24 protein-coding genes are annotated in these 25,722 nt (G+C 60.1%); 12 read left to right on the plus strand and 12 right to left on the minus strand.

Annotated features, from left to right (window positions below):
- Nucleotides 1-39: 39 nt before the first annotated feature.
- Nucleotides 40-204: a rubredoxin gene (locus VL003_RS13080; RefSeq protein WP_325443179.1), complete on the minus strand. Its 165-nt coding sequence runs from the start codon at nucleotides 202-204 to the stop codon at nucleotides 40-42.
- A gap of 158 nt (nucleotides 205-362) precedes the next feature.
- On the opposite strand from VL003_RS13080, the gene thiD reads away from it, so the two are divergent.
- The 3 genes from thiD (at nucleotide 363) to hemL (ending at nucleotide 3,217) form a co-directional block, all read left to right on the plus strand.
- Nucleotides 363-1,166, plus strand: a complete 804-nt coding sequence (thiD, locus tag VL003_RS13085; RefSeq protein ID WP_325443181.1) for a bifunctional hydroxymethylpyrimidine kinase/phosphomethylpyrimidine kinase — start codon at nucleotides 363-365, stop codon at nucleotides 1,164-1,166.
- Nucleotides 1,159-1,824 (plus strand): thiamine phosphate synthase, encoded by a 666-nt coding sequence (thiE, locus tag VL003_RS13090; RefSeq protein WP_325443183.1) that lies wholly within the window; start codon nucleotides 1,159-1,161, stop codon nucleotides 1,822-1,824. The genes thiD and thiE overlap by 8 nt, the downstream gene beginning before the upstream one ends.
- Nucleotides 1,825-1,939: 115 nt before the next feature.
- Nucleotides 1,940-3,217 carry a glutamate-1-semialdehyde 2,1-aminomutase gene (hemL, locus tag VL003_RS13095; protein ID WP_325443185.1) on the plus strand — a complete coding sequence of 426 codons (1,278 nt, stop codon included), beginning with the start codon at nucleotides 1,940-1,942 and terminating at the stop codon, nucleotides 3,215-3,217.
- A gap of 439 nt (nucleotides 3,218-3,656) precedes the next feature.
- Here hemL and VL003_RS13100 read toward each other — a convergent pair whose 3' ends face one another.
- The 6 genes from VL003_RS13100 to VL003_RS13125 are packed head-to-tail and all read right to left on the minus strand — an operon-like array spanning nucleotide 3,657 to nucleotide 10,933.
- Entirely contained in the window at nucleotides 3,657-4,064 is a 408-nt protein-coding gene (locus tag VL003_RS13100) for a RidA family protein (RefSeq protein WP_325443187.1), read from the minus strand.
- Nucleotides 4,065-4,091: 27 nt separating this feature from the next.
- Nucleotides 4,092-5,732 (minus strand): AMP-binding protein, encoded by a 1,641-nt coding sequence (locus VL003_RS13105; protein WP_325443189.1) that lies wholly within the window; start codon nucleotides 5,730-5,732, stop codon nucleotides 4,092-4,094.
- A 29-nt stretch (nucleotides 5,733-5,761) separates the two neighbouring features.
- Entirely contained in the window at nucleotides 5,762-6,937 is a 1,176-nt protein-coding gene (locus tag VL003_RS13110) for an acyl-CoA dehydrogenase family protein (RefSeq protein ID WP_325443191.1), read from the minus strand.
- Nucleotides 6,937-7,788 (minus strand): enoyl-CoA hydratase family protein, encoded by an 852-nt coding sequence (locus tag VL003_RS13115; protein WP_325443193.1) that lies wholly within the window; start codon nucleotides 7,786-7,788, stop codon nucleotides 6,937-6,939. Before VL003_RS13115 ends, VL003_RS13110 begins: the two co-directional genes overlap by 1 nt.
- Nucleotides 7,789-7,814: 26 nt before the next feature.
- Entirely contained in the window at nucleotides 7,815-8,597 is a 783-nt protein-coding gene (locus VL003_RS13120; protein ID WP_325443195.1) for an SDR family NAD(P)-dependent oxidoreductase, read from the minus strand.
- Nucleotides 8,594-10,933, minus strand: coding sequence for a bifunctional salicylyl-CoA 5-hydroxylase/oxidoreductase (locus tag VL003_RS13125; RefSeq protein ID WP_325443197.1), 2,340 nt, complete (start codon nucleotides 10,931-10,933; stop codon nucleotides 8,594-8,596). Before VL003_RS13125 ends, VL003_RS13120 begins: the two co-directional genes overlap by 4 nt.
- A gap of 299 nt (nucleotides 10,934-11,232) precedes the next feature.
- On the opposite strand from VL003_RS13125, the gene VL003_RS13130 reads away from it, so the two are divergent.
- From VL003_RS13130 to proB, 6 genes are all read left to right on the plus strand, one after another.
- Nucleotides 11,233-11,721, plus strand: coding sequence for a MarR family winged helix-turn-helix transcriptional regulator (locus VL003_RS13130; RefSeq protein WP_325443258.1), 489 nt, complete (start codon nucleotides 11,233-11,235; stop codon nucleotides 11,719-11,721).
- A 232-nt stretch (nucleotides 11,722-11,953) separates the two neighbouring features.
- Entirely contained in the window at nucleotides 11,954-13,180 is a 1,227-nt protein-coding gene (gene argJ, locus VL003_RS13135) for a bifunctional glutamate N-acetyltransferase/amino-acid acetyltransferase ArgJ (protein WP_325443199.1), read from the plus strand.
- 103 nt (nucleotides 13,181-13,283) lie between these two features.
- Nucleotides 13,284-13,595: a 50S ribosomal protein L21 gene (gene rplU, locus VL003_RS13140; RefSeq protein WP_325443201.1), complete on the plus strand. Its 312-nt coding sequence runs from the start codon at nucleotides 13,284-13,286 to the stop codon at nucleotides 13,593-13,595.
- Nucleotides 13,596-13,625: 30 nt separating this feature from the next.
- Nucleotides 13,626-13,886, plus strand: a complete 261-nt coding sequence (gene rpmA / locus VL003_RS13145) for a 50S ribosomal protein L27 (protein WP_325443203.1) — start codon at nucleotides 13,626-13,628, stop codon at nucleotides 13,884-13,886.
- 129 nt (nucleotides 13,887-14,015) lie between these two features.
- Entirely contained in the window at nucleotides 14,016-15,140 is a 1,125-nt protein-coding gene (gene obgE, locus VL003_RS13150; RefSeq protein ID WP_325443205.1) for a GTPase ObgE, read from the plus strand.
- Nucleotides 15,141-15,207: 67 nt separating this feature from the next.
- Nucleotides 15,208-16,356 (plus strand): glutamate 5-kinase, encoded by a 1,149-nt coding sequence (proB, locus tag VL003_RS13155; protein ID WP_414708310.1) that lies wholly within the window; start codon nucleotides 15,208-15,210, stop codon nucleotides 16,354-16,356.
- 50 nt (nucleotides 16,357-16,406) lie between these two features.
- On the opposite strand, the gene VL003_RS13160 is transcribed toward proB, so the two are convergent.
- The 3 genes from VL003_RS13160 to VL003_RS13170 all read right to left on the minus strand — a co-directional run bounded on the left by VL003_RS13160 (nucleotide 16,407) and on the right by VL003_RS13170 (nucleotide 19,541).
- Nucleotides 16,407-17,078, minus strand: coding sequence for a YiaD family glycine zipper/OmpA-like lipoprotein (locus VL003_RS13160; protein WP_487047256.1), 672 nt, complete (start codon nucleotides 17,076-17,078; stop codon nucleotides 16,407-16,409).
- A gap of 195 nt (nucleotides 17,079-17,273) precedes the next feature.
- Complete coding sequence (locus VL003_RS13165; protein ID WP_325443209.1) at nucleotides 17,274-18,362, minus strand: amino acid ABC transporter permease; 1,089 nt, start codon at nucleotides 18,360-18,362, stop codon at nucleotides 17,274-17,276.
- Nucleotides 18,363-19,541: an amino acid ABC transporter permease gene (locus VL003_RS13170; RefSeq protein WP_414708309.1), complete on the minus strand. Its 1,179-nt coding sequence runs from the start codon at nucleotides 19,539-19,541 to the stop codon at nucleotides 18,363-18,365.
- Nucleotides 19,542-19,633: 92 nt separating this feature from the next.
- Here VL003_RS13170 and VL003_RS13175 point away from each other — a divergent pair, with 92 nt between their 5' ends.
- The 3 genes from VL003_RS13175 to mutY are packed head-to-tail and all read left to right on the plus strand — an operon-like array spanning nucleotide 19,634 to nucleotide 22,328.
- Nucleotides 19,634-20,305: a cell division ATP-binding protein FtsE gene (locus VL003_RS13175; protein WP_325443213.1), complete on the plus strand. Its 672-nt coding sequence runs from the start codon at nucleotides 19,634-19,636 to the stop codon at nucleotides 20,303-20,305.
- Nucleotides 20,302-21,210, plus strand: a complete 909-nt coding sequence (locus VL003_RS13180) for a cell division protein FtsX (RefSeq protein WP_325443215.1) — start codon at nucleotides 20,302-20,304, stop codon at nucleotides 21,208-21,210. The genes VL003_RS13175 and VL003_RS13180 overlap by 4 nt, the downstream gene beginning before the upstream one ends.
- The gene (gene mutY / locus VL003_RS13185) at nucleotides 21,210-22,328 is read left to right on the plus strand and encodes an A/G-specific adenine glycosylase (protein WP_325443217.1); all 1,119 of its coding nucleotides are present in this window, start codon (nucleotides 21,210-21,212) and stop codon (nucleotides 22,326-22,328) included. Before VL003_RS13180 ends, mutY begins: the two co-directional genes overlap by 1 nt.
- 211 nt (nucleotides 22,329-22,539) lie before the next feature.
- On the opposite strand, the gene rodA is transcribed toward mutY, so the two are convergent.
- Nucleotides 22,540-23,676: a rod shape-determining protein RodA gene (rodA, locus tag VL003_RS13190; protein WP_325443219.1), complete on the minus strand. Its 1,137-nt coding sequence runs from the start codon at nucleotides 23,674-23,676 to the stop codon at nucleotides 22,540-22,542.
- The gene (gene mrdA / locus VL003_RS13195) at nucleotides 23,673-25,712 is read right to left on the minus strand and encodes a penicillin-binding protein 2 (protein WP_325443221.1); all 2,040 of its coding nucleotides are present in this window, start codon (nucleotides 25,710-25,712) and stop codon (nucleotides 23,673-23,675) included. The genes rodA and mrdA overlap by 4 nt, the downstream gene beginning before the upstream one ends.
- Nucleotides 25,713-25,722 lie beyond the last annotated feature (10 nt).

Genomic DNA, 25,722 nt, shown 5'->3' on the forward strand with positions numbered 1-25,722 from the left:
TGCGCCCTCCTGTTTGCGGCTGTTGCCATGACAATAAGCTTACACCTCCATAAGCTCGAAGTCTTCTTTACGAGCCCCACATTCGGGGCAGACCCAATTGGGTGGAACATCTTCCCAACGGGTTCCGGGCGCGATGCCTTCTTCGGGCACACCCGCCTCTTCATCGTAAATCCAGCCACATATCAGACACATCCAGGTACGCATATCCGTTACTCTCAAAAAAGGGCGACTCGGGCAGGACGAAATCTCGACCCGCCGATTGGCGATTCAATTAGAATGGGGTCAATATTACTAAACGCAATAGCTTCCCTCCTTGATTCAAGCCAAAGTTTACGAAACTCGCCTTCCCCCACTCCCTGCCTGTGCTAGTTCCTGACCCTTCCCTGGTACTGTTTTTTGAGCCGTTCGATCCCAGCGGGTCAAGCAATCTGCCTGCCGATGCAGTCAGTTGCGCCGCGCTGGGCGGACACGCGCTTAGTGTGGTTACCGCCATCCATGTGCAGGACACCGCCGGTATCGAAGACATCCACGCCATGTCGCCCGAGTTTATCGATGACCAGGCGCGCTGCCTGCTTGAAGACATGAATGTTCAGGCCATAAAGGCCGGGCCCCTGTACAGCACTGATGCTGTGCGCGTTCTGGCACAGATTGCCGCCGACTACAGCCATCTTCCGCTGGTGCTGCAGCTGGGTGCGCCCCTTGAAACCAATACGGGCGACGATACCGACCCGGAAGAGGTGCTGGACGCGCTGTTCGAGCTATTGTTGCCCCAGGCAAACCTGGTTATAGCCGAACATGGCCTGCTTACCCACTGGCAATCCGACGGCATCTTGTCCACGAACGAAACCATGACACCCGCCCAGTTGCTGCTTAAATACGGCGCACAATGGGTAATGACCACCGGCGCCCCAATACGCCCAGGGCAAAGCGCTCATTTGCTGCACGGGCCCGAGCAAGCCACCTACAACTGGTTATGGCAGGCCCCCAGCTCACGACTGGTCGACGTCGACGGCCCGCTTGCCTGTGCGGCCACGCTTGAGCTGGCGCAAGGTCATGCAATGCCGCAAGCCATTGAAACCGCTCTTAAGAAGGCCGTGCGCCTTTCCTCGGCAACGTTTCAGCCAGGCATGGGTTATCGAATCATCAATCGCTCTGCTCATGAATAAATCGTCTACTACACGGTTTCCACGAGGCCTCTACGGCATCACACCCGACTGGGAAGACACCGACAAACTGACCGAAGCGGTACGGCAGGCCGCAGCGGGCGGCATGACAGCGCTGCAATGGCGCCGCAAAACCGGCAGCCACGCCCAACGTCTTGCGCAGGGCAAGGCATTGCGCCGGCTCTGCAGCGCACTGGGCATCGTGTTCATGGTCAACGACAGCCTTGAAACGGCCCTGCAGCTTGAGGCCGATGGCGCGCATCTGGGCCGCGACGACGGCCCGCTGACGGCGGCACGCAAGGCGCTGGGGCCTGACCGCCTTCTGGGCGCTTCGTGCTACAACCAACCCCAGCTTGCCGAACAGGCCCTTGCAGCCGGTGCCGACTACATTGCCTTCGGCGCCATGTATCCGTCGCAGGTAAAGCCCGAGGCAGTGCAGGCGAGCCTCGAGCACCTGCGCATCGCACAGCACCTGGCCGCCTCTTTCGCAACAGAGCACTCACGCGCCGCCGTCGTGGCCATTGGCGGCATCACTCCCGACAATGCGGCACCGCTTGTCGAGGCAGGTGCCGACAGCATCGCCTTGATCAGCGGCCTTTTCGAGGCGCCCGACATCCAGGCAGCCGCCGCACGCTGCCGCGCTTTGTTCAAGGCAGCCTAGCCCGCCACGCTGCAAGCGCTGCCGCGCCCGCCCACGGCGCCTGCCGGCTTGGTATGCTTATGGCTTCATATCGGCCTTCATTGGCCGCCCAAGTATTACTACCGGATCTTGCATCATGCCCCGTAACGCCTCCTTATTTGAACGCGCCTGCCAAACCATTCCGGGCGGCGTCAATTCGCCCGTACGTGCCTTCCGATCGGTCGGCGGCGTGCCACGTTTCGTCACGCGCGCACAAGGCCCCTACATCTGGGACGCCGAAGACAAGCGTTACATCGACTACGTCGGCTCGTGGGGCCCTGCCATTTTGGGCCATGCCCACCCCGAGATCGTTCGTGTCGTGCAAGAAACGGCGGTCAATGGCTTGTCTTTCGGTGCGCCCACCGAAGGCGAGATCGACATTGCGGAAGCCATCGTTGCGCGTATTCCATCCATCGAGAAAGTACGCTTGGTCAGCTCGGGAACCGAAGCGACCATGTCGGCCATACGGTTGGCCCGAGGCGTAACCAACCGCCCCAAAATCATCAAATTCGAAGGCTGCTACCACGGCCATGCCGACAGCCTGCTGGTCAAGGCGGGGTCGGGCATGCTGACCTTCGGCCACCCCACTTCGGCAGGGGTTCCGGCCGAGTTCATTCAGCACACGCTGGTGCTCGACTTCAACCGCCTCGAAGCCGTTGAAGCCGCATTCAAGCAATACCCCGACGAAATCGCCTGCATCATCGTCGAGCCCATTGCCGGCAATATGAACCTGGTCAAGCCCGCAGCAGGCTTTCTGGAAGGCTTGCGCGCCCTGTGCACCCAGTACGGCGCCCTGCTTATTTTCGACGAAGTCATGACGGGCTTTCGTGCCGGGCCACAGGGTGTTCAGGGCCTGACCGGCGTCAAGCCCGACATCACCACCCTTGCCAAGGTCATTGGCGGCGGCATGCCGGTAGGCGCCTTTGGCGGCCGCGCCGACATCATGGAACACGTTGCGCCCCTTGGCCCCGTGTACCAGGCCGGCACCTTGTCGGGCAACCCGGTGGCAGTGGCCGCCGGGTTGACCACCTTGCGCCTGCTGTCCGAGCCGGGCTTCTACGAGCGCCTGGGCGCACAGACCCAAAAGCTCACCGCGGGCCTGATCGAACGCGCCCAGGCGGCCAAACTGCCTTTCAGCGCAGACTCCGTCGGCGGCATGTTCGGCATTTATTTCCGCGAGGGCATCCCCACGACCTTCGAAGAAGTGTCGGCGTCCGATGTAGAGCGCTTCAAGAAATTCTTCCACGCCATGTTAATTCGAGGCGTGTACCTGGCACCTTCCGCATTCGAGGCGGGCTTCGTCTCGTCCACCCATGACGACGCGGTGATCCAAACAACGCTCGACGCCGCCGAAGAGGCATTCGCCACACTTTAATCCGCGAATCGACCACCCTGCCGGCCGCCGCCGCCGCGGCCATTTCCCGCAGCTGCAGCTGCAGCCGCAACCGCTGCCCCAAGCCGCTGGCGCAAGCCGCTGGCGCAAGCCGTCTCCGCAAGCCGTCTCCGCAAGCCGTCTCCGCAAGCCGTTGGGGGCGAGGGTGTGCCAAACGGGCGTTGGAGGGCGCTGCCACAAACCGCCCGACCGCCCGTTTGGCACACCCTCGCCCCCAACGGCGCTCAAGAACCCAAATAGCACGCTCACCAGATAGTAAGCTCACCCTATAGCGACCGCCCAACGCCACATAAACAAAAGCCCACCAAATAAACTGCGCCCCAAAAATCGGATCAAATCCAACTTTTGGGGCGCAGTTTATTTGGCGGGCTTTCTTCAGCCTGGGCCTACCCGTTAAGCAGACCCACCAAAGGCACCGGTACTACGCCCCCGGCACCACTGCCGTGACTTCGATCTCGACCTTGGCACGGTCCTCAACCAAATCAGCCACTTCCACCGCTGTCATGGCAGGAAAATTCTTACCGATGATTTCACGATAGTGCTGGCCGATTTCGCGCAGCGAAGCCACATACTCTTTTTTGTCGACCACATACCAGGTCATGCGGGTAATGTGCTCGGGGCCTGCGCCGCCTTCTTTAAGGATAGCAACAATATTGCGCAGGGTCTGGCCAACCTGTTCGGCCAGGTCGTCGCTTTCGAATTCCTGCTGGGCGTTCCAGGCGATCTGGCCACCTACAAAGATAATACGGCTGCCAACAGTCAGCTCATTCATGATGCCGTTGGAATAACCGCGGGGCGGTGCCCAGTCGGATGGTTGCAGAACTTTCATTCAATCCTCTCGATAAAAAGACAAGACTTAATTGCGGCGCAGAACAAAGCGCTGAAGCTTGCCGGTTTCAGTCCTAGGTAGAGCCGTGACAAACTCAATGGCTCGTGGATACTTATAAGGAGCAATCTGCGCCTTGACGTGGTCTTGCAGTGCTTTGACCATGGCTGCGTCGCCGGTGAACCCCGGCTTGAGCACAACAAATGCCTTGACGATGTTGCCGCGGTCTTCGTCGGGTATACCGACCACACCACATTCGGCCACCGCCTCGTGCTTCAGCATGGCGTCTTCCACTTCGGGTCCGGCTATGTTGTAGCCCGCCGAAATAATCATGTCGTCGTTGCGCGCCTGATAAAAGAAGTAGCCGTCGTCGTCGCGCACAAAGGTGTCACCCGGCAGATTCCAGCCCTTTTGCACAAAAACACGCTGGCGCTCGTCGTCGAGGTAACGGCAGCCCGTGGGGCCTTTGACCACCAGGCGACCCACCGTGCCGTTGGGGACCGGGTTGAGGTTCTCGTCGACTACCTGGGCCACGTAGCCCGGCACGACCGTGCCGATGGCGCCCCGGCGCACGTCTTCGGGCGCGCTGGCCACGAACACGTGGATCATTTCAGTTCCGCCGATGCCGTCGATCATTTCGATGCCGCTGGCCTGCTTCCAAAGCTGGCGGGTGGCGTCGGGCAGTGCCTCGCCGGCCGAGACCGTTTTCTTGAGCGACGTCAATTTGTACTTGGGCACCAGCTCGGCCATTTGCCGATAGAACGTAGGGGCGGTAAAGGTCATGGTCACACCGAAATCGTCTACCGTGGCCAGAAGCTCGGCGGGCGTCAGCTTTTCGACCAACACCGTCGAGCCCCCTACTCGTAGCGGGAAGCACAACAGCCCTCCGAGGCCAAAGGTAAACGCCAGGGGCGGTGTGCCGCACACCACTTCGTCGGGTGTCATGCGCAAGACATGCTTCGAGAACGTGTCGCACATGGCCAGGACGTCGCGATGAAAATGCATGCAGCCTTTGGGCTTGCCGGTAGTACCACTGGTAAAGGCAATCAGGCAGACATCATCAACCGCCGTGTCACAAGGCGTGAACTGGGCGGGCTTCGTCTTGGCGATGCTTTCGAGCGAACCGGCGCCCTCGTCATGAAAATAAATAATCTGTGTCAGGTCGGGGCAATACGCGGCATGTCCGGCATCAAGGCAATGCTCGATTTCGTCGGCCAGTCGCTTGTCGCACAAAGCGGCCGAAATACGGGCCTTTTCGATAATGGGCTTGAGCTCGACCGCACGTAACAGCGGCATGGTGGGCACCACCACCAAACCCGCCTTGACCACCGCCAGCCACGAGGCGGCCATCATGGCGTTGTTGGGGCCGCGCAGCAACACGCGGTTGCCCGGCACAAGCTTCATGTCTTCAATTAGGACATGGGCGATTCGGTTGGTGAGCTCGGCCAGCTCGCGGTAACTTAAAGCGTGTTTTCCTTGTTCGTCGCGCCAGCGCAAGGCGATTCGGTCGCCATTGCCCCGGGCCACGTGAGCGTCGACCAGCTCGACCACGCAGTTGAGGCGGTCGGGATAATCGACATCGGGGTTACCTTCTAGCAAAAACTCGGGCCATTCCGCCATCGGCGGCAGGTGGTCTTTTGCGAAAGTATCGATATGGGCAGAGCGTGCCATTTTTTGTCTCCTGGTTGATCGGCCGGGCATCAGGCGTCTTTGAGCAGTTCCCGGGCGATGATGAGTCGCTGTACTTCGGTAGCGCCCTCATAGATGCGCAATGCGCGTATTTCTCGATAGAGTTTTTCGACCGGCATGCCCACCATGACGCCGGCTCCGCCGAACATCTGCAACGCGCGGTCGATAACCCGCTGAGCCGACTCGGTAGCCGCCATCTTGGCCATCGCGGCCTCGCGCGTGGTGCGCACACCCTTGACGTCGCGCATCCATGCCGCACGGTAAGTAAGCAGGGCGGCTGCGTCGATTTCGGTCGCCATGTCGCCCAGGGCCGCCTGAGTAAGCTGCAGGTCGGCCAAGGTCTGACCGAACATGCGACGCGACTTTGCGCGACCCATGCCTTCTTGCAGGGCACGCTTTGCGAAACCCAAGGCTGCCGCCGCCACCGACGCCCGGAAAATGTCCAGGGTCATCATGGCGATCTTAAAGCCCTGGCCGGCATCGCCCAAGCGCTGCGATACAGGAATACGGCACTGGTTGAACCTGAGCCGTGCCAGGGGATGCGGAGCAATGACATCGATGCGTTCGGCAATCTCGAGCCCCGGGGTATCGGCGTCGACCACAAAGGCGGAAATGCCCCGGGCGCCCGGCGCTTCGCCAGTACGCACGAACACGCAATAAAAGTCGGCAATGCCCCCGTTCGAGATCCAGGTCTTTTCGCCGTTGAGCACGTAGCTGTCGCCGTCGAACACGGCTTCACATGACATGGCGGCGACGTCGGAGCCGGCCTCGGGCTCGGAAAGCGCAAACGCGGCAATGGCCTCGCCCGAAGCCACCTTGGGCAAATAGCGTTGGCGAAGTTCGTCGCTGCCGGCAATGGAAATGGCGCCGCTGCCCAACCCCTGCATGGCAAAGGCAAAGTCGGCCAGACCGTCGTGGCGGGCCAGTGTTTCGCGCATGATGCACACCGCACGAGAATCAATCTGAGGCCAACGCCCGCCCCAGGAACCGTCGGGCCCTTGCGGTACGGCAACACGCAACCAGCCGGCCTTGCCCAACGCCTTGACCAGCTCGCGGCAGGCGTTGTCGGTGTCGGAATGGTCGATATTACCCAGCGTTTGCTCGCACCAGCCCTGGAGTTCGCGCGCCATTTGCGGATGGCGCTCGTCAAAGAAGGGCCAGTCAAGCCATGTGGTGTCGATGCTCATCAGTCACCTTCGAAAACGGGTTTCTGCTTGGCCACGAAAGCTTCGTAGGCACGGCGGAAGTCTTCAGTCTGCATGCAGATGGCCTGTGCCTGCGCCTCGGCCTCGATGGCCTCGTCCACGCCCATGCTCCACTCTTGATGCAGTGCTTTTTTAGTCATGCTGTGAGCAAAGGTGGGGCCGGAGGCAATGCGGCCGGCCAGCGTATGTGCCGCTTCAAGTACCGACTCGGACGGGTGCAAGGCGTTATAGAAGCCCCACGCAAGCCCCTCGTCGGCCGACATGGCGCGACCGGTATAAAACAGTTCAGACGCGCGGCCCTGACCAATGATGCGAGGCAAGATGGCGCAAGCACCCATGTCGGCGCCGGCCAGGCCCACACGGGCAAACAGGAAAGCGGTTTTTGTGTCGGGCGTACCCAGCCGCATGTCGGAAGCCATGGCCAGAATGGCGCCGGCGCCGGCGCACACCCCGTCAACGGCAGCCACGATAGGCTGAGGGCAGTTGCGCATGGCTTTGACCAGATCGCCTGTCATGCGAGTGAATTCGAGCAGTTGCGGCATGGTCATTTTGGTAAGCGGCCCGATGATTTCGTGCACGTCGCCACCCGAACAAAAGTTGCCGCCCTGGCCCGCAATGACCACAGTCTTGATGTCGCTGGCGTAGTTCAGGCTGCGGAACAAATCGCGAAGCTCGGCGTACGAATCGAAAGTTAGCGGGTTCTTGCGCTCGGGTCGGTTCAAGGTGATGGTAGCGACCTTGCCGTCTTCAGACACCGACCACAGAAAGTTCTTGGCCTGGTAGCCCGCCATCGGACGCCTGTGATGCGCCATGGTGTGCTCTGTTTGTTCCATTTTTCTATGCTCCTTGTGTGGCCGGGTTAACCGACCATGACTTCTCCCCCGTCGACGGGGATGGATTGACCATTGATTGCCGACGCTCCGGCGCCACATAGCCAGGCTACCGCATCGGCGACTTGCTCGGGCTGAACCAGTCGGCCCTGAGGGTTGACCTTGGCCAGCGAGGCCTTGGCTTCGTCGGCCGACATACCGGTTTTGCTCATGATGTTGTCGACCGCTTCTCGCACGATATCGGTCTCGGTGTAGCCCGGGCACACCGCATTGACGGTAATGCCCTTGCGCGCCACTTCAAGCGCCAGAGAACGGGTCAGCCCCACCACACCGTGTTTGGCGGCGCAGTAGGCCGACACATACGCATAGCCCGACAGGCCGGCGGTGCTGGCCACATTGACAATGCGACCCCATTGCGCCGAAAGCATGTCGGGCAAGGCAGCCTGGATGCAATGGAAGGTGCCGGTAAGGTTGACAGCGATCATTTGCTGCCAGGCGTCTTCGTCGAGTCGGTCGAAGCGCTCGCTGACGGCTTGCCCCGCATTATTGACAAGAATGCCTATCAGGCCGAAGCGCTGCCTGGCCTGATCGAATGCAGCTTGAACGTCGGCACGCTGGGAGACATCGGCGGTGACATAAGCCACCCGATCGCCGCCACCCAACTGGTTGCAAGCTTTTTGCAACGAGGCCTCGCCGCGCCCCATGAGGGTGACGCGGCACCCCTGATTGAGCAGGGCGCGCGCCACCTCAAGGCCGATTCCACGCGAGGCCCCCGTAACCAGGGCATGGCGCTCGGTTTCGGGGGTGGTCATTTGACCACCTGCTCGGCGTACGCCGCCGCCCGCTCGAAGTTGGTTTCAAGCTGCTTCTTGGCCGGGAAGTACTGCTTTGGCCAGGTGATGTCGGTAAACCCGATGCGGGCTGATTCACGCAAGGTCCACGCCGCATCGGCCAGGTGCGGCCGCGCCAGGGCGCACAGGTCGGCGCGACCCGAGGCGATGATGCTGTTGACGTGATCGGCCTCGAAAATGGCGCCCACGGCAATGGTGGGAATACCGGCTTCGTTGCGGATGCGGTCAGAGAATGGCGTCTGGAACATGCGACCGTACACCGGCTGCTCGTCCTTGCTGACCTGACCCGACGAGCAGTCGATCATGTCGGCGCCTGCCTTCTTGAACATGCGGGCGATTTCAACAGCGTCGTCGGGCGTGATGCCGCCCTCGACCCAATCGTGCGCTGAGATGCGCACCGACATGGGCAGGTTCTGCGGCCATACTTCGCGCACCGCGTTGAAGACCTCGAGCGGATAACGCATGCGGTTTTCAAGCGAACCGCCGTATTCGTCGGTACGCTGGTTGGTCAGTGGCGAGATGAAGCTGGACAGCAGATAACCGTGGGCACAGTGCAGCTCGAGCCAGTCGAAGCCGGCCGCGGCAGCACGACGCGTTGCCGCCACGAACTGGTCGCGCACCTCGTCCATTTGCGCGCGCGTCATGGCCTGAGGCACTTGCGAGACGCCCTCGATATAAGGAATGGCCGAGGCCGAGACGAGCGGCCAGTTGCCGGAATCCAGGGGCAGGTCGGTGCCCTCCCAACTGACTTTGGTGGAACCCTTGCGGCCGGCGTGACCAATCTGCATGCCGATTTTTGCGCGCGTGTTGGTGTGAACGAAGTCGACAATGCGCTTGAACGCTGCAGCCTGCTCGTCGGTCCACAAGCCTGGGCATCCCGGGGTGATGCGCGCTTCGGGCGAAACGCAGGTCATTTCGACCATGACCATGCCGGCGCCGCCCATGGCGCGTGCGCCCAGGTGTACCAGGTGGAAATCGCCCGGAACGCCGTCGACGCACGAATACATGGCCATGGGCGAGACCACCACCCGATTCTCAAGCGTTGTGCCGCGAGCGGTGAAGGGAGTGAGCATGGGCGGCACAGGGCGCCCCGACAGCGAGCTTGCTCCGGCCTTGTCGGCCAGCCAGCGCTCGTAGCCTTCGATCCACTTGGGGTCGCGCAAGCGCAGGTTTTCGTGCGAAATGCGCTGCGAGCGGGTCAGAAGTGAATAGCTGAACTGTTCGGGCTCCATGTCGGCATAACGAGCCACGTTCTCGAACCATTCGGTCGAGTTGCGCGCGGCGTTTTGAATTCGCAACACCTCGACGCTGCGAACCTCTTGGTAGTGGCGCAGACCCGCCTCGAGGTCGTTGTTTTGTGCAACGATGGAACGATTGAGCTCAATGGCATCTTCGAGGGCCAGCTTCGTGCCCGAACCGATAGAAAAGTGGGCAGTGTGCGCCGCGTCGCCCATTAGCACGACAGGTACCGTGCGGCCGTCGGGCAAGGCCTGGTAATGCACCCAGGTGTCGCAGATGACACGGGGGAAGCGGATCCAGATGGCCGAACCACGCAAATGGGTGGCGTTGCTGATTAGCGGATTACCGTCAAGCCAGGGGGCGAAGAGCTTCTCGCAATAGGCGATGCCTTCTTCCTGGCTCATGGTGTCCAGGCCGGCTGCCTTCCAGGTTTCGTCAAGCGTTTCGACAATGAAGGTGGACATGCCGGGCTCGAAGCGATAGGCGTGCGCCTGGAACCAGCCATGCTCGGTCTGAACAAAGGCAAAGGTAAACGCGTCAAAGATCTTTTTGGTGCCCAGCCAGACAAAGCGGCACTGGCGGGTATCGATATCGGGCTTGTAGGTGGCGGCGTAGCGCTCGCGCACCCGGCTGTTCAGGCCGTCGGAAGCAATGACCAGATCAGCCTGATATTTTTGGGCGATTTCCTGGTCGTCGGAGACGTCGGTTTCGAATACAAGCTCGACACCAACTTGTTCGCAGCGCTCTTGAAGAATATTAAGCAGCTTTTTACGACCAATGCCGATAAAACCATGACCGCTGCTGCGTATGCTGCGATCGCGGTAGTTGATCTCGATGTCGTCCCAATGATTGAAGGCTTCGGCGATTTCAACTGCGGACACCGGATCAGCCTCGCGCAGGTTTTCGAGCGTAGCGTCTGAAAACACCACTCCCCAACCGAAGGTGTCGTAGGGGCGATTGCGCTCGATGACGGTGATTTCATGGCGCGGGTCGCTGAGTTTCATCAGAAGACCAAAATACAGGCCTGCCGGCCCGCCGCCAATACATACTATTTTCATGCTATCTCCAAGTTGGCCTATGAGAAGCGAAAGGTCGGGTGCCGGCCCCCGCCGCAACAACTATTGTCATTTAGTTTAGGCTTAAACTATATAGTCAAAAAAGCGACGGCGCAATAGGTTTTTACCTACCCGGTTCGAAGCGGCTCCCGCAGCGTGTTGGGGCTTTCCCCCAAGCGGGCGAGAAACGCCTGTTTTTTCGATTATTTGCAGTTATGATCTTAGTTGAAGATTAAAACAACTTAACCGGCATTGGGCTTTGCAGCGACGTCATGAACAACATACTTGCCTCTTCGGCCGCTCTGGAAGAAACCCCCGACCTCGAAACACTTACAGGCCCTGAAGACCACGACGACCTGCGTCTGTGGTTAAGGCTGCTTACCTGCTGCAACCTCATCGAGGGCGATATCCGGGGCCGCCTGCGCACCGAGTACGAAACCACCCTGCCTCGCTTCGACCTTATGGCGCAGCTTCAGCGTGCGCCCGAGGGCATGAAAATGAGCGAACTCTCGCGCCACATGATGGTCACCAACGGCAACATCACCGGCATTACCGACCAGCTCGAAAAAGAAGGCATGGTCCAGCGCAACAAGGTACTTACCGACAGACGCAGCTCGCTGATCAAGCTTACGGCCAAAGGCAAGCGCAGCTTCAAGAAAATGGCCGACTCGCACGAGCAGTGGATACAAGACCTGCTCTCGGGTCTGTCCGAAAAAAGTCGTAAAAACCTGTTCGAAGCACTGGGCGAACTCAAGCTGGTAGCGCAAACACGCATCACGCCGCGTAATTGACCCGCTGCGCCCAAGGCGCGCGCATGCAAAGCCGACCGAACACATGTACAGCCAACCGATCGCATCGGTGGGGTGATATCGTTCAGCACAATCCTGACCTCAAGCCCACGTGCCGCCCCCGGCATGCAACACCTTAAAGTAAACTCTTCGCTTAGTTGCCCCCGCATGCAACCGCTTCAGTCAGGCAATGCAGCGCGGCGGCATTTCACTCATTTCGACATCGAGCTGCGCCATGGCCGTCAACCTGATTATCCCGCCCGAATCCGACATTCATCCCGTTGACGGGGTCGAGATCGGCATTGCCGAAGCAGGCATCCGCAAGGCAAACCACAAAGACCTGACCGTGTTCCGGCTGGCGCCGGGCAGCGCGGTGGCCGGTGCCTTTACCCTGAACCGTTTCCGCGCTGCGCCGGTACAGGTGTGCGAAAGCCATCTGGCCGCCGGCAACGACATTCGCGCCCTGGTCATCAACACCGGCAACGCCAACGCGGGTACTGGCGAAAGCGGTATGCAGGCCAGCTTGCAAACCTGCAAGGCACTTGCCTCGTTGCTTGAAATCGAGCCCGGCCAGGTGCTGCCGTTTTCCACGGGGGTGATTCTTGAACCGCTGCCCGTCGACCGGCTTACAGCCGCCCTGCCGGCGGCTGTAAACAACCTTGCCGCAGCCAACTGGCTGCCCGCCGCCTACAGCATCATGACCACCGACACACAACCCAAGGTGGCTTCGCAGCGTATTACGCTAGGCGGCAAAACAGTAACCATTACCGGCATCAGCAAAGGGGCCGGCATGATCCGGCCCAACATGGCCACCATGCTGGGCTTCCTGGCCACCGACGCCGCAGTGCCGCAGGCCCTGCTTGCCCAGATCACGCGCAGCCTTGCCGACCTGTCGTTCAACCGCATCACGGTCGACGGCGACACATCGACCAATGACTCGTTCATTGTGGTGGCAACCGGTCGCAGCGGGGTCAGCATCGACTCAGAGTCGTCACCCCACTATCAGGCCCTGTACGACGCTTTGGCTGCCTCGGCCGTTGAACTGGCTCAAAAAATCGTGCGCGACGCCGAAGGTGCCACCAAGTTCATCACTGTTCGGGTCGAGCAAGCGGCCAACACCGAAGAAGCATTGAAGGTTGCCTACGCGGTGGCGCAGTCGCCCCTGGTCAAGACTGCTTTTTACGCTTCCGACCCAAACCTGGGCCGCATCCTGGCGGCTATCGGCTATGCCGGCATTGGCGACCTTGACGTGTCGGGCGTAAGCTTGTGGCTGGGCGACCTTCTGGTAGCCAGCCAGGGCCGACGCCACCCCGATTACCGCGAAGAAGACGGTCAGCGCGTCATGAAAGAAGCCGAGATTCCCATGCGCATATTGCTGGGCCGGGGCGACACCACTGAAACGGTCTACACCTGCGATTTTTCGCACGATTACGTCACCATAAACGCCGACTATCGGTCGTAAGCCTGTGGCAGCATAAAGGCCTAGAGGCTTGACTTAACAAGAAAATTTACGTTAACATGGCAGGCTTGGCATTTTGCCAAATATTTATTTAGAGGTTACCCCCATGTACGCGGTCATAAAAACCGGCGGTAAGCAGTACAGAGTTACCGCAGGACAAAAACTGAAAGTAGAACAGATACCGGCAGACATTGGGCAAGAAATCACCCTGGATCAGGTTTTGTCCGTGGGCGAAGGCGAGCAGCTGCAAATTGGCACGCCTTTGGTCAACGGAGCCCTGGTCAAGGCAACAGTTCTTGCGCAAGGCCGGCATGACAAGGTCAAGATCTTCAAAATGCGTCGTCGCAAGCACTATCAGAAGCGTCAAGGCCATCGCCAGAACTACACCGAACTTCGCATCGACGCCGTTACGGCCTGATCGAGCACCGGTATTGCATAGGAGCTAAACATGGCACAGAAAAAAGGCGGCGGCTCAACGCGTAACGGTCGCGACTCACAAGCGAAACGTCTTGGTGTGAAAGTGTACGGTGGCCAAGCCATCAACGCCGGTTCCATCATCGTTCGCCAGCGCGGCACCCAGTTCCACCCCGGCACCAACGTCGGCGTGGGCAAAGACCACACGCTGTTCTCGCTGGTCGACGGCACCGTCAAGTTCGCCATCAAGGGCGCACTTAACAAGCGTACCGTCTCGGTCGAGGCCGCCGAATAAGCTTCGGTTGTCGCCAGGCCACGAGCCCTGCCCGAAGGCAGGGCTTTTTTGTTTTAGAATGAATCGACCCCCGCATTGCGGGCCCTGGGGTCGCTGTCAGTTTCCCCTATTTATAAAAAGCCAAAAGCCATGAAATTTGTAGACGAAGCCACCATCGAGGTCATCGCCGGCAAAGGCGGCAATGGCGTCGCCAGCTTTCGCCGCGAAAAGTTCATTCCCAAAGGCGGACCCGACGGGGGCGATGGCGGCCGGGGCGGAAGCATCCATGTTGTCACCGACCGCAACATCAATACGCTGGTCGATTTTCGTTATGCTCGCCTGCATCGGGCCAAGAACGGCGAAAACGGCCGAGGCTCCGACCAGTACGGCGCTGCGGCAGCCGATATTGTTTTGCGCGTACCCGTGGGCACCACCATTTTCGACGCAGAAACCGGTGAACAGCTATTCGACCTTGACCGCAATAACGAAAAGGTTACGCTGGCTGCCGGCGGTGAGGGCGGAATGGGCAACTTGCACTTCAAGTCCAGCACCAACCGCGCGCCTCGTCAATGGACACCCGGCAAGCCCGGCGAGCACCGCAAGCTGCGGCTCGAGCTCAAGGTATTGGCCGACGTCGGCTTGTTGGGCCTGCCCAATGCGGGCAAATCGACGCTTATCAGCAAGATATCCAATGCCCGGCCCAAAATTGCCGACTACCCCTTTACCACCCTGCATCCCAACCTGGGCGTCGTGCGGACCTCGCCTGCGCGCAGCTTTGTTGTGGCCGATATTCCCGGCCTCATCGAAGGCGCCTCTGAAGGCGCCGGTTTGGGTCACCTGTTCTTGCGTCACCTGTCGCGCACCCGGGTGCTCCTGCACCTTGTCGATGTCTCTTTCCCTGACCCCGAAGTCGACCCCGTGCCTCAAGCAGCTGCCGACGCCCAGGCCATTGTCGAAGAGCTTCGCTTGTATGATGCCGAGCTTTACGCCAAACCCCGCTGGCTCGTACTGAACAAGCTCGACATGGTTTCCGACCCGGAAGACGTAAAAGAACGCCTGTGCAAGGCCCTGAAATGGGAAGGGCCGGTTTTCGGCATCTCGGCGCTGTCAGGCGAAGGTACGCAACAGTTGATCTGGGCTTTGCAAGACTGGCTCGACGAACAGAAGGCGCTTGAGCAACGCAATGCCGACATCGCTGCCGGCCTGCCCGTCGATGACGACCCGCGCTTCGACCCCGCACGCAGCACACCTGCCGGCGACCCTGACTTAAAATAGCCGATTCGTCGCGCACCGCGTCGCACCGTTCAACCTAAGTGGGTCCAAGTAGATGTCCCCCGCCGCCATTACAGCCAAACCCGTCGTTACCCAATCCCGGCGTCTAGTCGTCAAGGTCGGGTCTTCTTTAGTAACCAATGAAGGACGCGGGCTTGACCAAGCGGCGGTAGCCGAATGGGCGGCACAAATAGCGGCACTGCATGCGCAGGGCAAGCAGGTGGTACTGGTTTCAAGCGGCGCCATCGCCGAAGGCATGGCCCGCCTGGGCTGGGCGCGCCGGCCCAACGCCATGCACGAACTGCAGGCCGCCGCCGCCGTGGGCCAGATGGGCCTGGTGCAGGCATATGAAGTCGCCTTTGCCAAACACGGGCTGCGCACCGCCCAGATATTGCTGACCCACGAAGACCTTTCCGACCGCGGGCGCTACCTTAATGCGCGCAGCACACTTTACACCCTGCTTGGTCTGGGTGTGGTGCCCATTGTCAACGAAAACGACACGGTCGTTACCGACGAAATCCGCCTGGGCGACAACGACACCCTGGGTGCGCTGGTTACCAATCTGATCGAGGCCGAAACGCTTATTATCCTTACCGATCAGCCCGGCCTCTACAGCGCCGACCCCCGCAAAGACCCCACGGCCCAACTGATCACCAGCGCACAGGCCGGCGACCCGGCCCTGGAAGCCATGGCCGGCGGGGCCGGCAGCGGCATCGGCACAGGCGGCATGCTGACCAAGGTGCTTGCCGCCCGGCGGGCCGCCAACAGTGGGGGCAACACCGTCATTGCGTCGGGCCGCGAACCCGATATTCTGCTGCGCCTGGCCCGAGGCGAACGCATCGGCACTGAATTACGCGCGCTGCTTCCCGTGCGTTCAGCCCGACAGCGCTGGCTGGTGAACCAGCTACGCTTGCGCGGCCGCGTCATGCTTGATCAAGGTGCCGTACAGGCGCTGACTCATGGCCATAAAAGCCTGCTGCCCATTGGCGTCATAGCGGTCGAGGGCGAATTCGAACGCGGTGACGTGGTGGCGTGCATCGATGAAAACGGCGTCGAGTGCGGACGCGGCCTGATCAATTATTCGGCCGGCGATACCCGACGCATCATGCGCCGGCCCAGCAACAAGATCGCTGAAATTCTGGGTGTGATGTCGGACACCGAGCTGATGCATCGCGACAACATGGTGTTTAGCCGCCGGCCTGACGACGGCCATAAATAGAAACAGCCGGTTGTTTTCGCAACCGGCTGTTTTCAAAAGCATATTGCCTGTTAGCGAACCGCGTACAAGAACAATTCGACGCGACGGTTCATGGCCCGCCCCTCAGGCGTGCTGTTGTCGGCAACCGGGTTGCTGGGCCCACGACCTTCGACCATGAGGTTGCCGGCCGGCACACCTTTACTGCCCAGGTAATTGGTAACCGCTTGAGCACGATTGACCGAAAGCGTCTGGTTTACAGACGCCGGGCCGGTGCTGTCGGTATAGCCAATCGCCTTGGCGCGAAGTTCGGGGTGTTGCACCAGTGCGCGCGCTACGCTGTCGAGCACAGGCAACAAGGCGGGCTTGAGTTGATATTTGCCGGTGTCGAACGACACATTGCTTGGAATGTTGACCTTGAGGGTGCCATCGGGCATTTCAATGACATCGATACCCAGGTTGCTGGCGCCCGATTGCTGAACGTCTTGCTTGACCCCCTGCCAGTTGTAGCCGGCGATGCCTCCGGCTACGGCGCCTATGCCGGCACCGATCATGGCAGCCTTGCTGCTGTCGCCGATCAGCGCGCCCAGGCCCGCCCCTACCGCAGCACCGGCTCCGGCACCCACGGCGGTACGCCCTCCGGTACTCATTCCACTCATGCCTTCATTGACACTGGCGCAACCAGCCAGCAGTGCCACCGAAAACAGGCACGCAGCCGTGCGATTCAAACGCGTCGATGTATTCATTTTTAGTTCTCCTGGAGTCACCGTTAAAAACCTGCTGATGCAACCTAATGCTAGCAAGCGTACGCGCAGAAAATGTGACATATTGATTCGGCCACCGCAGCTCCCTTGGGCACAATACCGATGGTTTCTGCGCCCTCGACGCCCGGCGCACAACACTGTGCCCCCGCTCTTCAATAGTCTTTCGGCTTGCATTGCCTAACGCGTGGATTCGGTTCGACGGCTTAGCTCGAGCCAACGGCTGTAGCGCGACATGGCAAAACAGAAGACAAAATAAATGGCGCCAATGAACACATAGGCTTCGGCACTGAAGCCCTGCCACTGGGGGTCGGATATGGCCACCTTGGCCGCCTGGGTCAGATCGAAGATGCCGATGATCATGACGAGCGAGGTATCTTTGAACAAAGAGATGAAAATACCCACAAGCGGCCCGATGACCACGGTCAGGGCCTGCGGCAGTATGACCGTTCCCATGGTCTGCCAATACCCAAGGCCCAACGACGCGGCCCCTTCGTACTGGCCCTTGGGTATGGCCTGAAGGCCTCCACGTACGGTCTCGGCAATATATGCCGCCGCAAACATGATGATGGCGATTTGCGCCCGAAGGAGCTTGTCAATGCCCACACCTTCGGGCAAAAACAACGGCAGCATCACCGATGACATGAACAACAGACTGATCAAGGGCACACCCCGGATCAGTTCAATGTAAACAACGCATACTGCCTTGATCGCAGGCAGCTCGGAACGACGTCCCAAGGCAAGCAGCACGCCTAGCGGAAAAGCGCCCGCCACCCCGAAAGTGGCCAGCATCAGCGTCAGAGGCAGGCCTCCCCACAGGCGGTTTTCGACCGGCACCAAACCGAAAACCCCACCCCACATCAAGATGCCTGCGGCCGCTAAACCGATAAGCCACACACCCGCCAGCCATCTTCGCTGGAACCGGCGAATGCAACTACACACAATGACGGCGACCAGTATGACGCTGGCCAACAAAGGACGCCACTGCTCGTCATAGGGGTAGATGCCTAATAGGATGAGCCGGTGCTTGTGGGCCACGAACGCCCAGCAGGCACCGGAAACGCTGCGGCATTCCTGGGCGTCGGCGGCGTCGAAGGCCGCATCGAACAGCAACCATTCGAGCGCGGCTGGCACAGCCATGAACAACAGCCATACAAGCAGCACTGTCAGCACTGCATTCAGCGGGGAGCCGAACAGCGAGGCAGCCAGGCGCGCTGGCCATGACTTGAGCGCGGTGTGCGGGTAGGCGGCAGTAGTGTGTCCGGCCATCTAACGCTCCACCAAGGCTATCCGGCGGTTGTACCAGTTCATCAGAACCGAGATGGACAGGCTGACAGTCAGATAAGCGGCCATGATCACCATGATTCCTTCAATGGCCTGTCCGGTCTGGTTAAGGGTGGTGTTGGCGATGGAAACGATGTCGGGGTAACCGATAGCGACCGCCAAGGAACTGTTTTTGGTCAGGTTCAAATACTGGCTGGTCATGGGCGGCACAATGACCCGCAGCGCCTGCGGCAGCACCACCAACCGCAATACCTGCCGGGGCGCAAGGCCCAAGGCGCGCGCGGCATTCCATTGCCCGCTCCCGATTGCCTGAATACCCGAACGCACCACTTCGGCCACGAACGCCGAGGTATACAGCACCAGGCCCACCAACAGGGCGACGAACTCGGGGCTGAGTGTAAGGCCACCCTGAAAATTAAAGCCTTTAAGTTGCGGCACTTGCCACTGCATCGGGCCCCCGGCCCACCAGGCCGTCAACAATGCCACCGACATGAGCAAAACCGGCAGCATGCGAACAGCAAGGTAAGCCTCTGTTGATTGATCCCGTACGGCGCGACGGTACAGCACAACGCACACCGCCAGTGCCAGCAGCACGATCAAGACGGTAATGCCGGGTGCACCCCCTTCCAGCCACGGGATGGCCAGGCCCCGATTGGAAAGAAAGACCCCCGGCAGGGGGTTTAGCGCCTGACGCGGGCTGGGCGTGCTTTCTGTAATAAGCGCATACCAAAAAAACAATTGCAGCAACAAAGGAATGTTGCGCATGGTTTCAATATAGGTGCCCGCCGCAGCCGACACTAACCAGTTGTGCGACAGGCGCGCTATACCAAGCAGGGTGCCAAGCAATGTGGCCCCGACAATGCCCACGGCGGCTACACGAAGGGTGTTGAGTACCCCGACCCAAAGGGCGCGGCCATACGTGTCGGCAGGTGTGTAGGCCACCATCGATTCACCAATGGCAAACCCCGCCTCGTCACCTAAAAAACCGAAGCCGGTGGCAATGTTGCGCGCCCGCAGGTTGTCCAGGGTATTGGCAAGCAGGTACCACACCACCAGCCCGACCGCAGCCAGGAGCACTGCCTGGTACAGCAGCGCCCGCCAACGCAAGCCGGAATGCGGACGTGGAGGTGGTCGGGATGAAGAAACAGGCACTTTCGTCGTCATCGCAACGTTTTATGGGCTCATTAGATACAATTCTCAGGCAAGATAGCATAACCAACCACGCGCTACCGCAAGGCTCCCGATTCCACCCCGCCATGATCGAATTTCAGCACGTTTTCAAGTCTTACGGACGAAGCCGAAACATACTTTCGGACATCAACTTTCGCGTCGAGCCCGGCGAATTCATCTTCGTGTCAGGCCCTTCGGGCGCGGGCAAGTCTACGCTGCTCAAGCTGATAGGCGGGCTCGAGCCGGCCAGCCGCGGAAGCATCTCGGTGAATAATCAGCGTATCGACAAAATGCCCTCGCGCGCGCGCCCGTATTTGCGCCGGGCGGTCGGCATCATCCTTCAGGACACGCACCTGCTTTACGACCGCAACGCCATCGACAATGTGTTGCTGCCGCTCAAGGTAATAGGGCTCGAAACCGGCGTAGCGGCAACCCGGGCTCGCGCTGCCATCGAAAAAGTAGGCCTGTCGGGTAAAGAAGACATGAACCCCATAGAGCTCTCGGGCGGGGAGCAGCAGCGCCTGGCCATTGCCCGGGCCATTGTCAATCGCCCGGCAATTCTCATTGTTGACGAGCCCACGGCCAACCTCGACCAGGATACGGCGCGGCGCATCATGGATGTGTTCCGCGACTTCAATCGAGTGGGCGTCACCACGCTTATCGCCTCCCACGACCGCCAGCTCATGGCGGCTTACGCCTCACGCACCTTCTCGATCGACCACGGGAAATTCATTGACAGCAAAGGGGTGGCGGCATGAGGCGCTGGCTTAGGCAACACCGTTACGCCATTTCTGTGGCCGTGCGCCGGCTGCTGGCGCAGCCTTTTTCGTCGCTGGCCAATTTGCTTGTCATTTCGCTTACGCTGACCGTGCCCATTTTAGGCGCTGCCATTCTGATCACGGCGCAACCCGTGGCCCGGCAATTATCGGTTTCGCCCGAAATGACAGTATTCCTGTCGCCAGGAGCCGACGCCAAGGCAGGTGCCGAGCTGGCGCAAACGTTAAAGGCGGAGCATGGCAACGACATTGCCACGATCAGCGTGGTAGGGCGCGACGAAGCCCTGAAAAAACTGCGCTCAAACCCGAACTGGACGCAAGCGTTGGCGGCGCTTCCTTCAAACCCCCTGCCCGATGCAGTAATTGTCACCTTGCACGACCATCCCGACCTGGCCCGCCATGCCGACAACCTGGCCACACAGTGGCGTCGGTTGCCGCAAGTTGACCTGGTGCAACACGATAGCGCCTGGGTTCAGCGGCTCGAGGCGATTTTAAGTTTTGCGCGCATCGGGCTGCTGTTGTTGGCCATAGGCGTGGCGCTGGTGGTACTGGCCACGGTGTTCAACACCGTGCGAATGCAGGCATTGACGCAACGCGAAGAAATCGGCGTGGCCCGACTGGTAGGCGCCACCGAATCATTCGTGCGCCGACCGTTTCTGTATCTGGGTGCGCTGACAGGGCTTACCGCCGGGCTGGCCGCTATTGTGCTGGCATACCTTGCCCTCATGCCGCTGAACGCCGCACTGATGCGTCTGGCGCGCAGCTACGGCACTGAACTGACCCTGCGCCTGCCCGACGCCGCCAGCTTGTTGCTGGCAGTTGTGGTCGTAGCGATACTGGGCGCACTTTCGGCGCGCTGGTCGGTTACGCGAAACACCCGCTTTTAATGTCAGCCCGCATTACCGTCAAACCGGAAGCCGCCCCGCGCGTAGAAGCCGGCATTCAAGCTTTTGCACAAACCGTAGCGTTATGGCAGCGTGCGCATGGGCGCCACGGCCTGCCCTGGCAAGATACCAAAGACCCCTACCGCATCTGGCTGTCCGAGATCATGCTGCAACAGACGCAGGTAGCCACGGTTATGGGCTATTACCAGCGATTTCTGCAGCGTTTTCCGACGGTGCAATCGCTGGCCCAGGCCACACAAGAAGAGGTCATGCCGTACTGGGCGGGCCTGGGCTATTATGCTCGCGCCCGCAATCTGCACCGATGTGCCCAAGTGTTGTGCGAGTTGTGGGAAGGCCGATTCCCGAACGCTGCCGCCGACATCATGACGCTACCGGGCATCGGGCGCTCGACAGCCGCAGCCATTGCCGCGTTCGCGCATGGCGAGCGCAGCCCCATCATGGACGGAAACGTGAAACGGGTCTTTACCCGTTATTTCGGCATTGAAGGCGACCCGTCGAAGCGGGCGGTAGAACAGTTGCTCTGGCAGACGGCCGAAAAGGCTCTTGAGGCGGCCCCGACCGAGCTGGACATGAAGGCCTACACGCAAGGCCTGATGGACCTTGGTTCGGGCGTATGCACACGCACACGGCCAAATTGCGCGGCCTGCCCGCTGACTAACGGCTGCCATGCGCGGCAAGAAGCACGGCAACATGAACTGCCCACGCCCAAGGCACGCAAACGGCCCGCTGAGCGACACTGTGCGATGCTGATTCTGGAGCACTCCGATTCTGTGCTGCTGCACCAGCGGCCTTCTTCTGGGATCTGGGGCGGATTGTTAAGCCTACCTCAGTTCGACACCTACGATGAGCTGCAGCGCGCGTGTGCTCATTGGGGGCTGAGGCTTTCGCCCAGCCAAAAAATGGCGGGGCTTTCGCATACGTTTACACACTTCAAGCTGCATATCGAGCCCTGGCTGGTGGTGGCCGAGGGCGGGCTTGTCATGGAGACTGCGCCGAGCCACATCTGGCTGCAAACTGCGGAACTGCCCGATGCAGCTTTGCCTACGCCGGTTCGAAAATTGCTCGATGGCCTGTATGGCCGCCGCATGACGCCAACGTAGTTCCTGGGATGCGGGTATAGCCTTGGGCGGGCGTTGGCGCGAGAGCCAGGCGCCTGCGTAGGTAGCGCGAAGGCGCGAACGAGCAGGACAGGCGGGCCGAAGGCCGAGTGCCTCCGCCCGACCAAGGCTATACCCGCAGCGCAGGAACGGGCCAAGAACACAGCAACATAAGCCAAGAAACGCAGCCCGTAAAACGTAGCGATAAAAAACCCTAACGCCGCACCGGCCGATAAGTACTGATATTCATCAGTATCCCGCAAGCAATTCCCAGCGTCAGCAACGCCGTTCCCCCATAGCTCATGAAGGGCAGCGGCACGCCGACTACCGGCAAAATGCCCATCACCATGCCGATGTTCACGAATACATACACAAAGAACATCATGGCCATCGCCCCCGCCAGCAGCCGCCCGAACTGCGTATGGGCGCGCCCCGCAATTGCCAGGCCGCGCAATATCAACAGCCCGTACAACACCAGCAGCATCACACCACCATACAGGCCAAACTCTTCTGCATAGACCGCAAAAATGAAGTCGGTCGTGCGCTCGGGGATGAAGTTGAGGTGCGACTGCGTTCCCTGCATATAGCCCTTGCCATAAATACCACCAGAGCCGATTGCGATCATCGATTGAATGGTATGAAACCCCTTGCCCAAGGGGTCGGAGCCCGGATTAAGCAAGGTGCAGACACGGTGCTTCTGGTATTCATGCAGTACCACCCAGTCGACCCCTGGCTCACAGATTTGATCCTCAAGATAAACGACCGAACCCAAAACCCCCAGGACCAACACAAACACAGGCACCAGCAGCTTGAACGACAGCCCGCCAAAATAAATAACGCAAAAACCCGAGGCGAACACCAACAAGGCCGTGCCCAGGTCGGGCTGCAGCACAATGAGTGCGAACGGCAGGATCAGCAGCGCGGCCGCTGCAAAAAAATCGAGAATGCCGATCTTGCCCTGGTGCCGGTGAAAATACCAGGCAAGCATCATCGGCACCGCAATTTTCATCATTTCGGATGGCTGTATACGGGCAAAACCCAGGTCGAGCCATCGTGTGGCGCCTTTGCTCGTTTCGCCAAAAAACTCCACTCCCAGCAACAGAACTATGCCAGCGCTATAAAACCATGGCGCCAGTTGCATCAGTCTGGGTAATGGAATGACGGCAACCATCCACATGACAAAGAAGGCCAACACGAAATGCCGCGACTGGTCGGCAAAGCGCCAATCGGTTCCGCCGACGGCTGAGTGCATGACCACCAGACCCAGCAGGCTCATCAATATCAGTATGGCCAGCAGCGGCCAGTCCAGGCAGCGCAACGCCTTCAGCACCCCATGCAGCAGTGTTTTCACGATGTCTCCGGGGGCCGTGCTACCGGCGTGGCTGAAACAGTCGGAGCGGGCGAGTCAGGAGCCCCGTCAGTGGGGGCCAGGACCTGCTCGATATCCGCCTTTTGCCCATCGACGCCCGGATGAGATTTGCCCGGCGTCGTGCCCGCCGGGACACTCTTGGCGCGCAGGGCGTCTTGCTTGCGCTTGGCGACGCGCTCAGGGTCAAGCCAGTAATCGAATACCGTGCGCGCAACCGGCGCAGCAACAGTGGAGCCCCAACCACCATTTTCAACGATGAGCGCCAGGGCAATGCTTGGGTTTTCGACCGGCGCAAAAGCCATGAACAAGGCGTGGTCGCGCAGCCGCTCGTCAATCTGGGCGGCGTTGTACTTCGCACCGCGAAGGCTGAACACCTGCGCGGTGCCCGTTTTGCCCGCCGCCCGGTACTTCGCATCGGCAAAGGCGCGGCGGGCTGTTCCGGATTTCAGAACATCGACCATGGCGTCACGAACGACCTTCAGGTTGGCGGGATCAAGATCGATGACATGGGTTGGCTTGTTAGAGGTAGGAAGGATCGCCCCGGTTTCAGGGTGATGAACCTTGCTGACCAAATGAGGCTCCACATAAGCGCCGCCATCGGCCAGGACAGCTGTGGCCTGAGCCAGCTGCAGCAGGGTAAAGGCGTTATAGCCTTGCCCGACCGCCACCGAAACGGATTCTCCGGCATACCATCGTTGCTGCTCCGGCTTGCGATAAGACTGGCGCTTCCAGTCGGTAGAAGGCAAAACGCCCCGTTTTTCGCCATCCAGATCGATGCCGGTCAGCTGGCCGAAGCCAAACTGCTTGCTGAAATCGTGCAGCGCGTTGACACCGATTTCGGGCCCCAGCGAATAAAAATAGGTATCGGACGACACCACAATGGCGCGGTGCATATCGGTCGGGCCATACACGGCACCGGCGGCGTTACGAAAACGCTGTCCGCCCAGCTCGTAGTAGCCGGGGTCGGAAATGCGCAAGGTGGGCGAACGCACACCTAGCTCGAGCGCGGCCAGGGCGACAAATGGCTTGTATGTGGAACCAATGGGGTAGGTGCTGTAGAGCGGCCGGTTGATCAACGGATAGTCGGGTGATTCGTTCAGTTCGCGCCAACTGTCTACATCGATGCCGTCGACGAAAAGGTTGGGATCGAATGAGGGGGCCGAAACAAAAGCCAGAACCTCGCCGGTACCCGGTTCGATGGCCACCAGCGCACCCCGTCGGCCCTGAAACTGCTCCTCGGCGATTTTCTGCAGGCCGATGTCCAAAGAAAGCATCAGATCGGAACCCGGCACCGGGTCGGTGCGATGCAAGGTGCGCACGGGCCGCCCCGAAGCGGTGACCTCCACTTCTTCGACGCCGGTCTGGCCGTGCAGGGTGCGCTCCCAGGTTTTTTCAATGCCTTTTTTGCCGATGCTGTTGGTGCCCCGATAGTTGCCTAGCGTGCCCTCTTCTTCGAGCTGCTCCATGTCAGACTCAGAAATACGTCCCACGTAGCCGATGACGTGGGCGGCTGACTCGCCCTGAGGATACTCGCGCACCCACCGCGCCTTGAGCTCAACGCCCGGAAACTTGTACGCATGCGCCGCAAACCACGAGGCTTCGAGATCGGTAAGGTTATTGCGCAATATGACGCTGGCGTACCGCCCGGACTGACTCAGCGCCTGCTCGAAGCGACGCCGCTGAAACGCACTGATGTGAACAATGGGATTAAGCTCTTTGAGCAGGGCGTCCATGTTTTTGACATTGGCCGGCACAATCTCGAGCGTGTAGTCACGGTAGTTGCGCGCCAGAACCACGCCGTTACGATCAAGGATCTCGCCCCGGCGCGGAGGCACTGGCACGACGGCAATGCGGTTTTCTTCGGCCCTTGCGGCAAAGCCTTCGTAACGGTCGACCTGCAAATACCACAGCCGCCCCACCAGCCCTAAGAAACAGGCCAGTGCAAAGATTCCGGCCACCCAGATACGCAGCATCATGCGGCGCTTCTGATGCAAGGTGGTTCTTTTGTACTCAAACATGCTCGAAACC

It is taken from the genome of Pusillimonas sp., from assembly GCF_035515275.1.
Lineage (GTDB): Bacteria > Pseudomonadota > Gammaproteobacteria > Burkholderiales > Burkholderiaceae_B > Pusillimonas.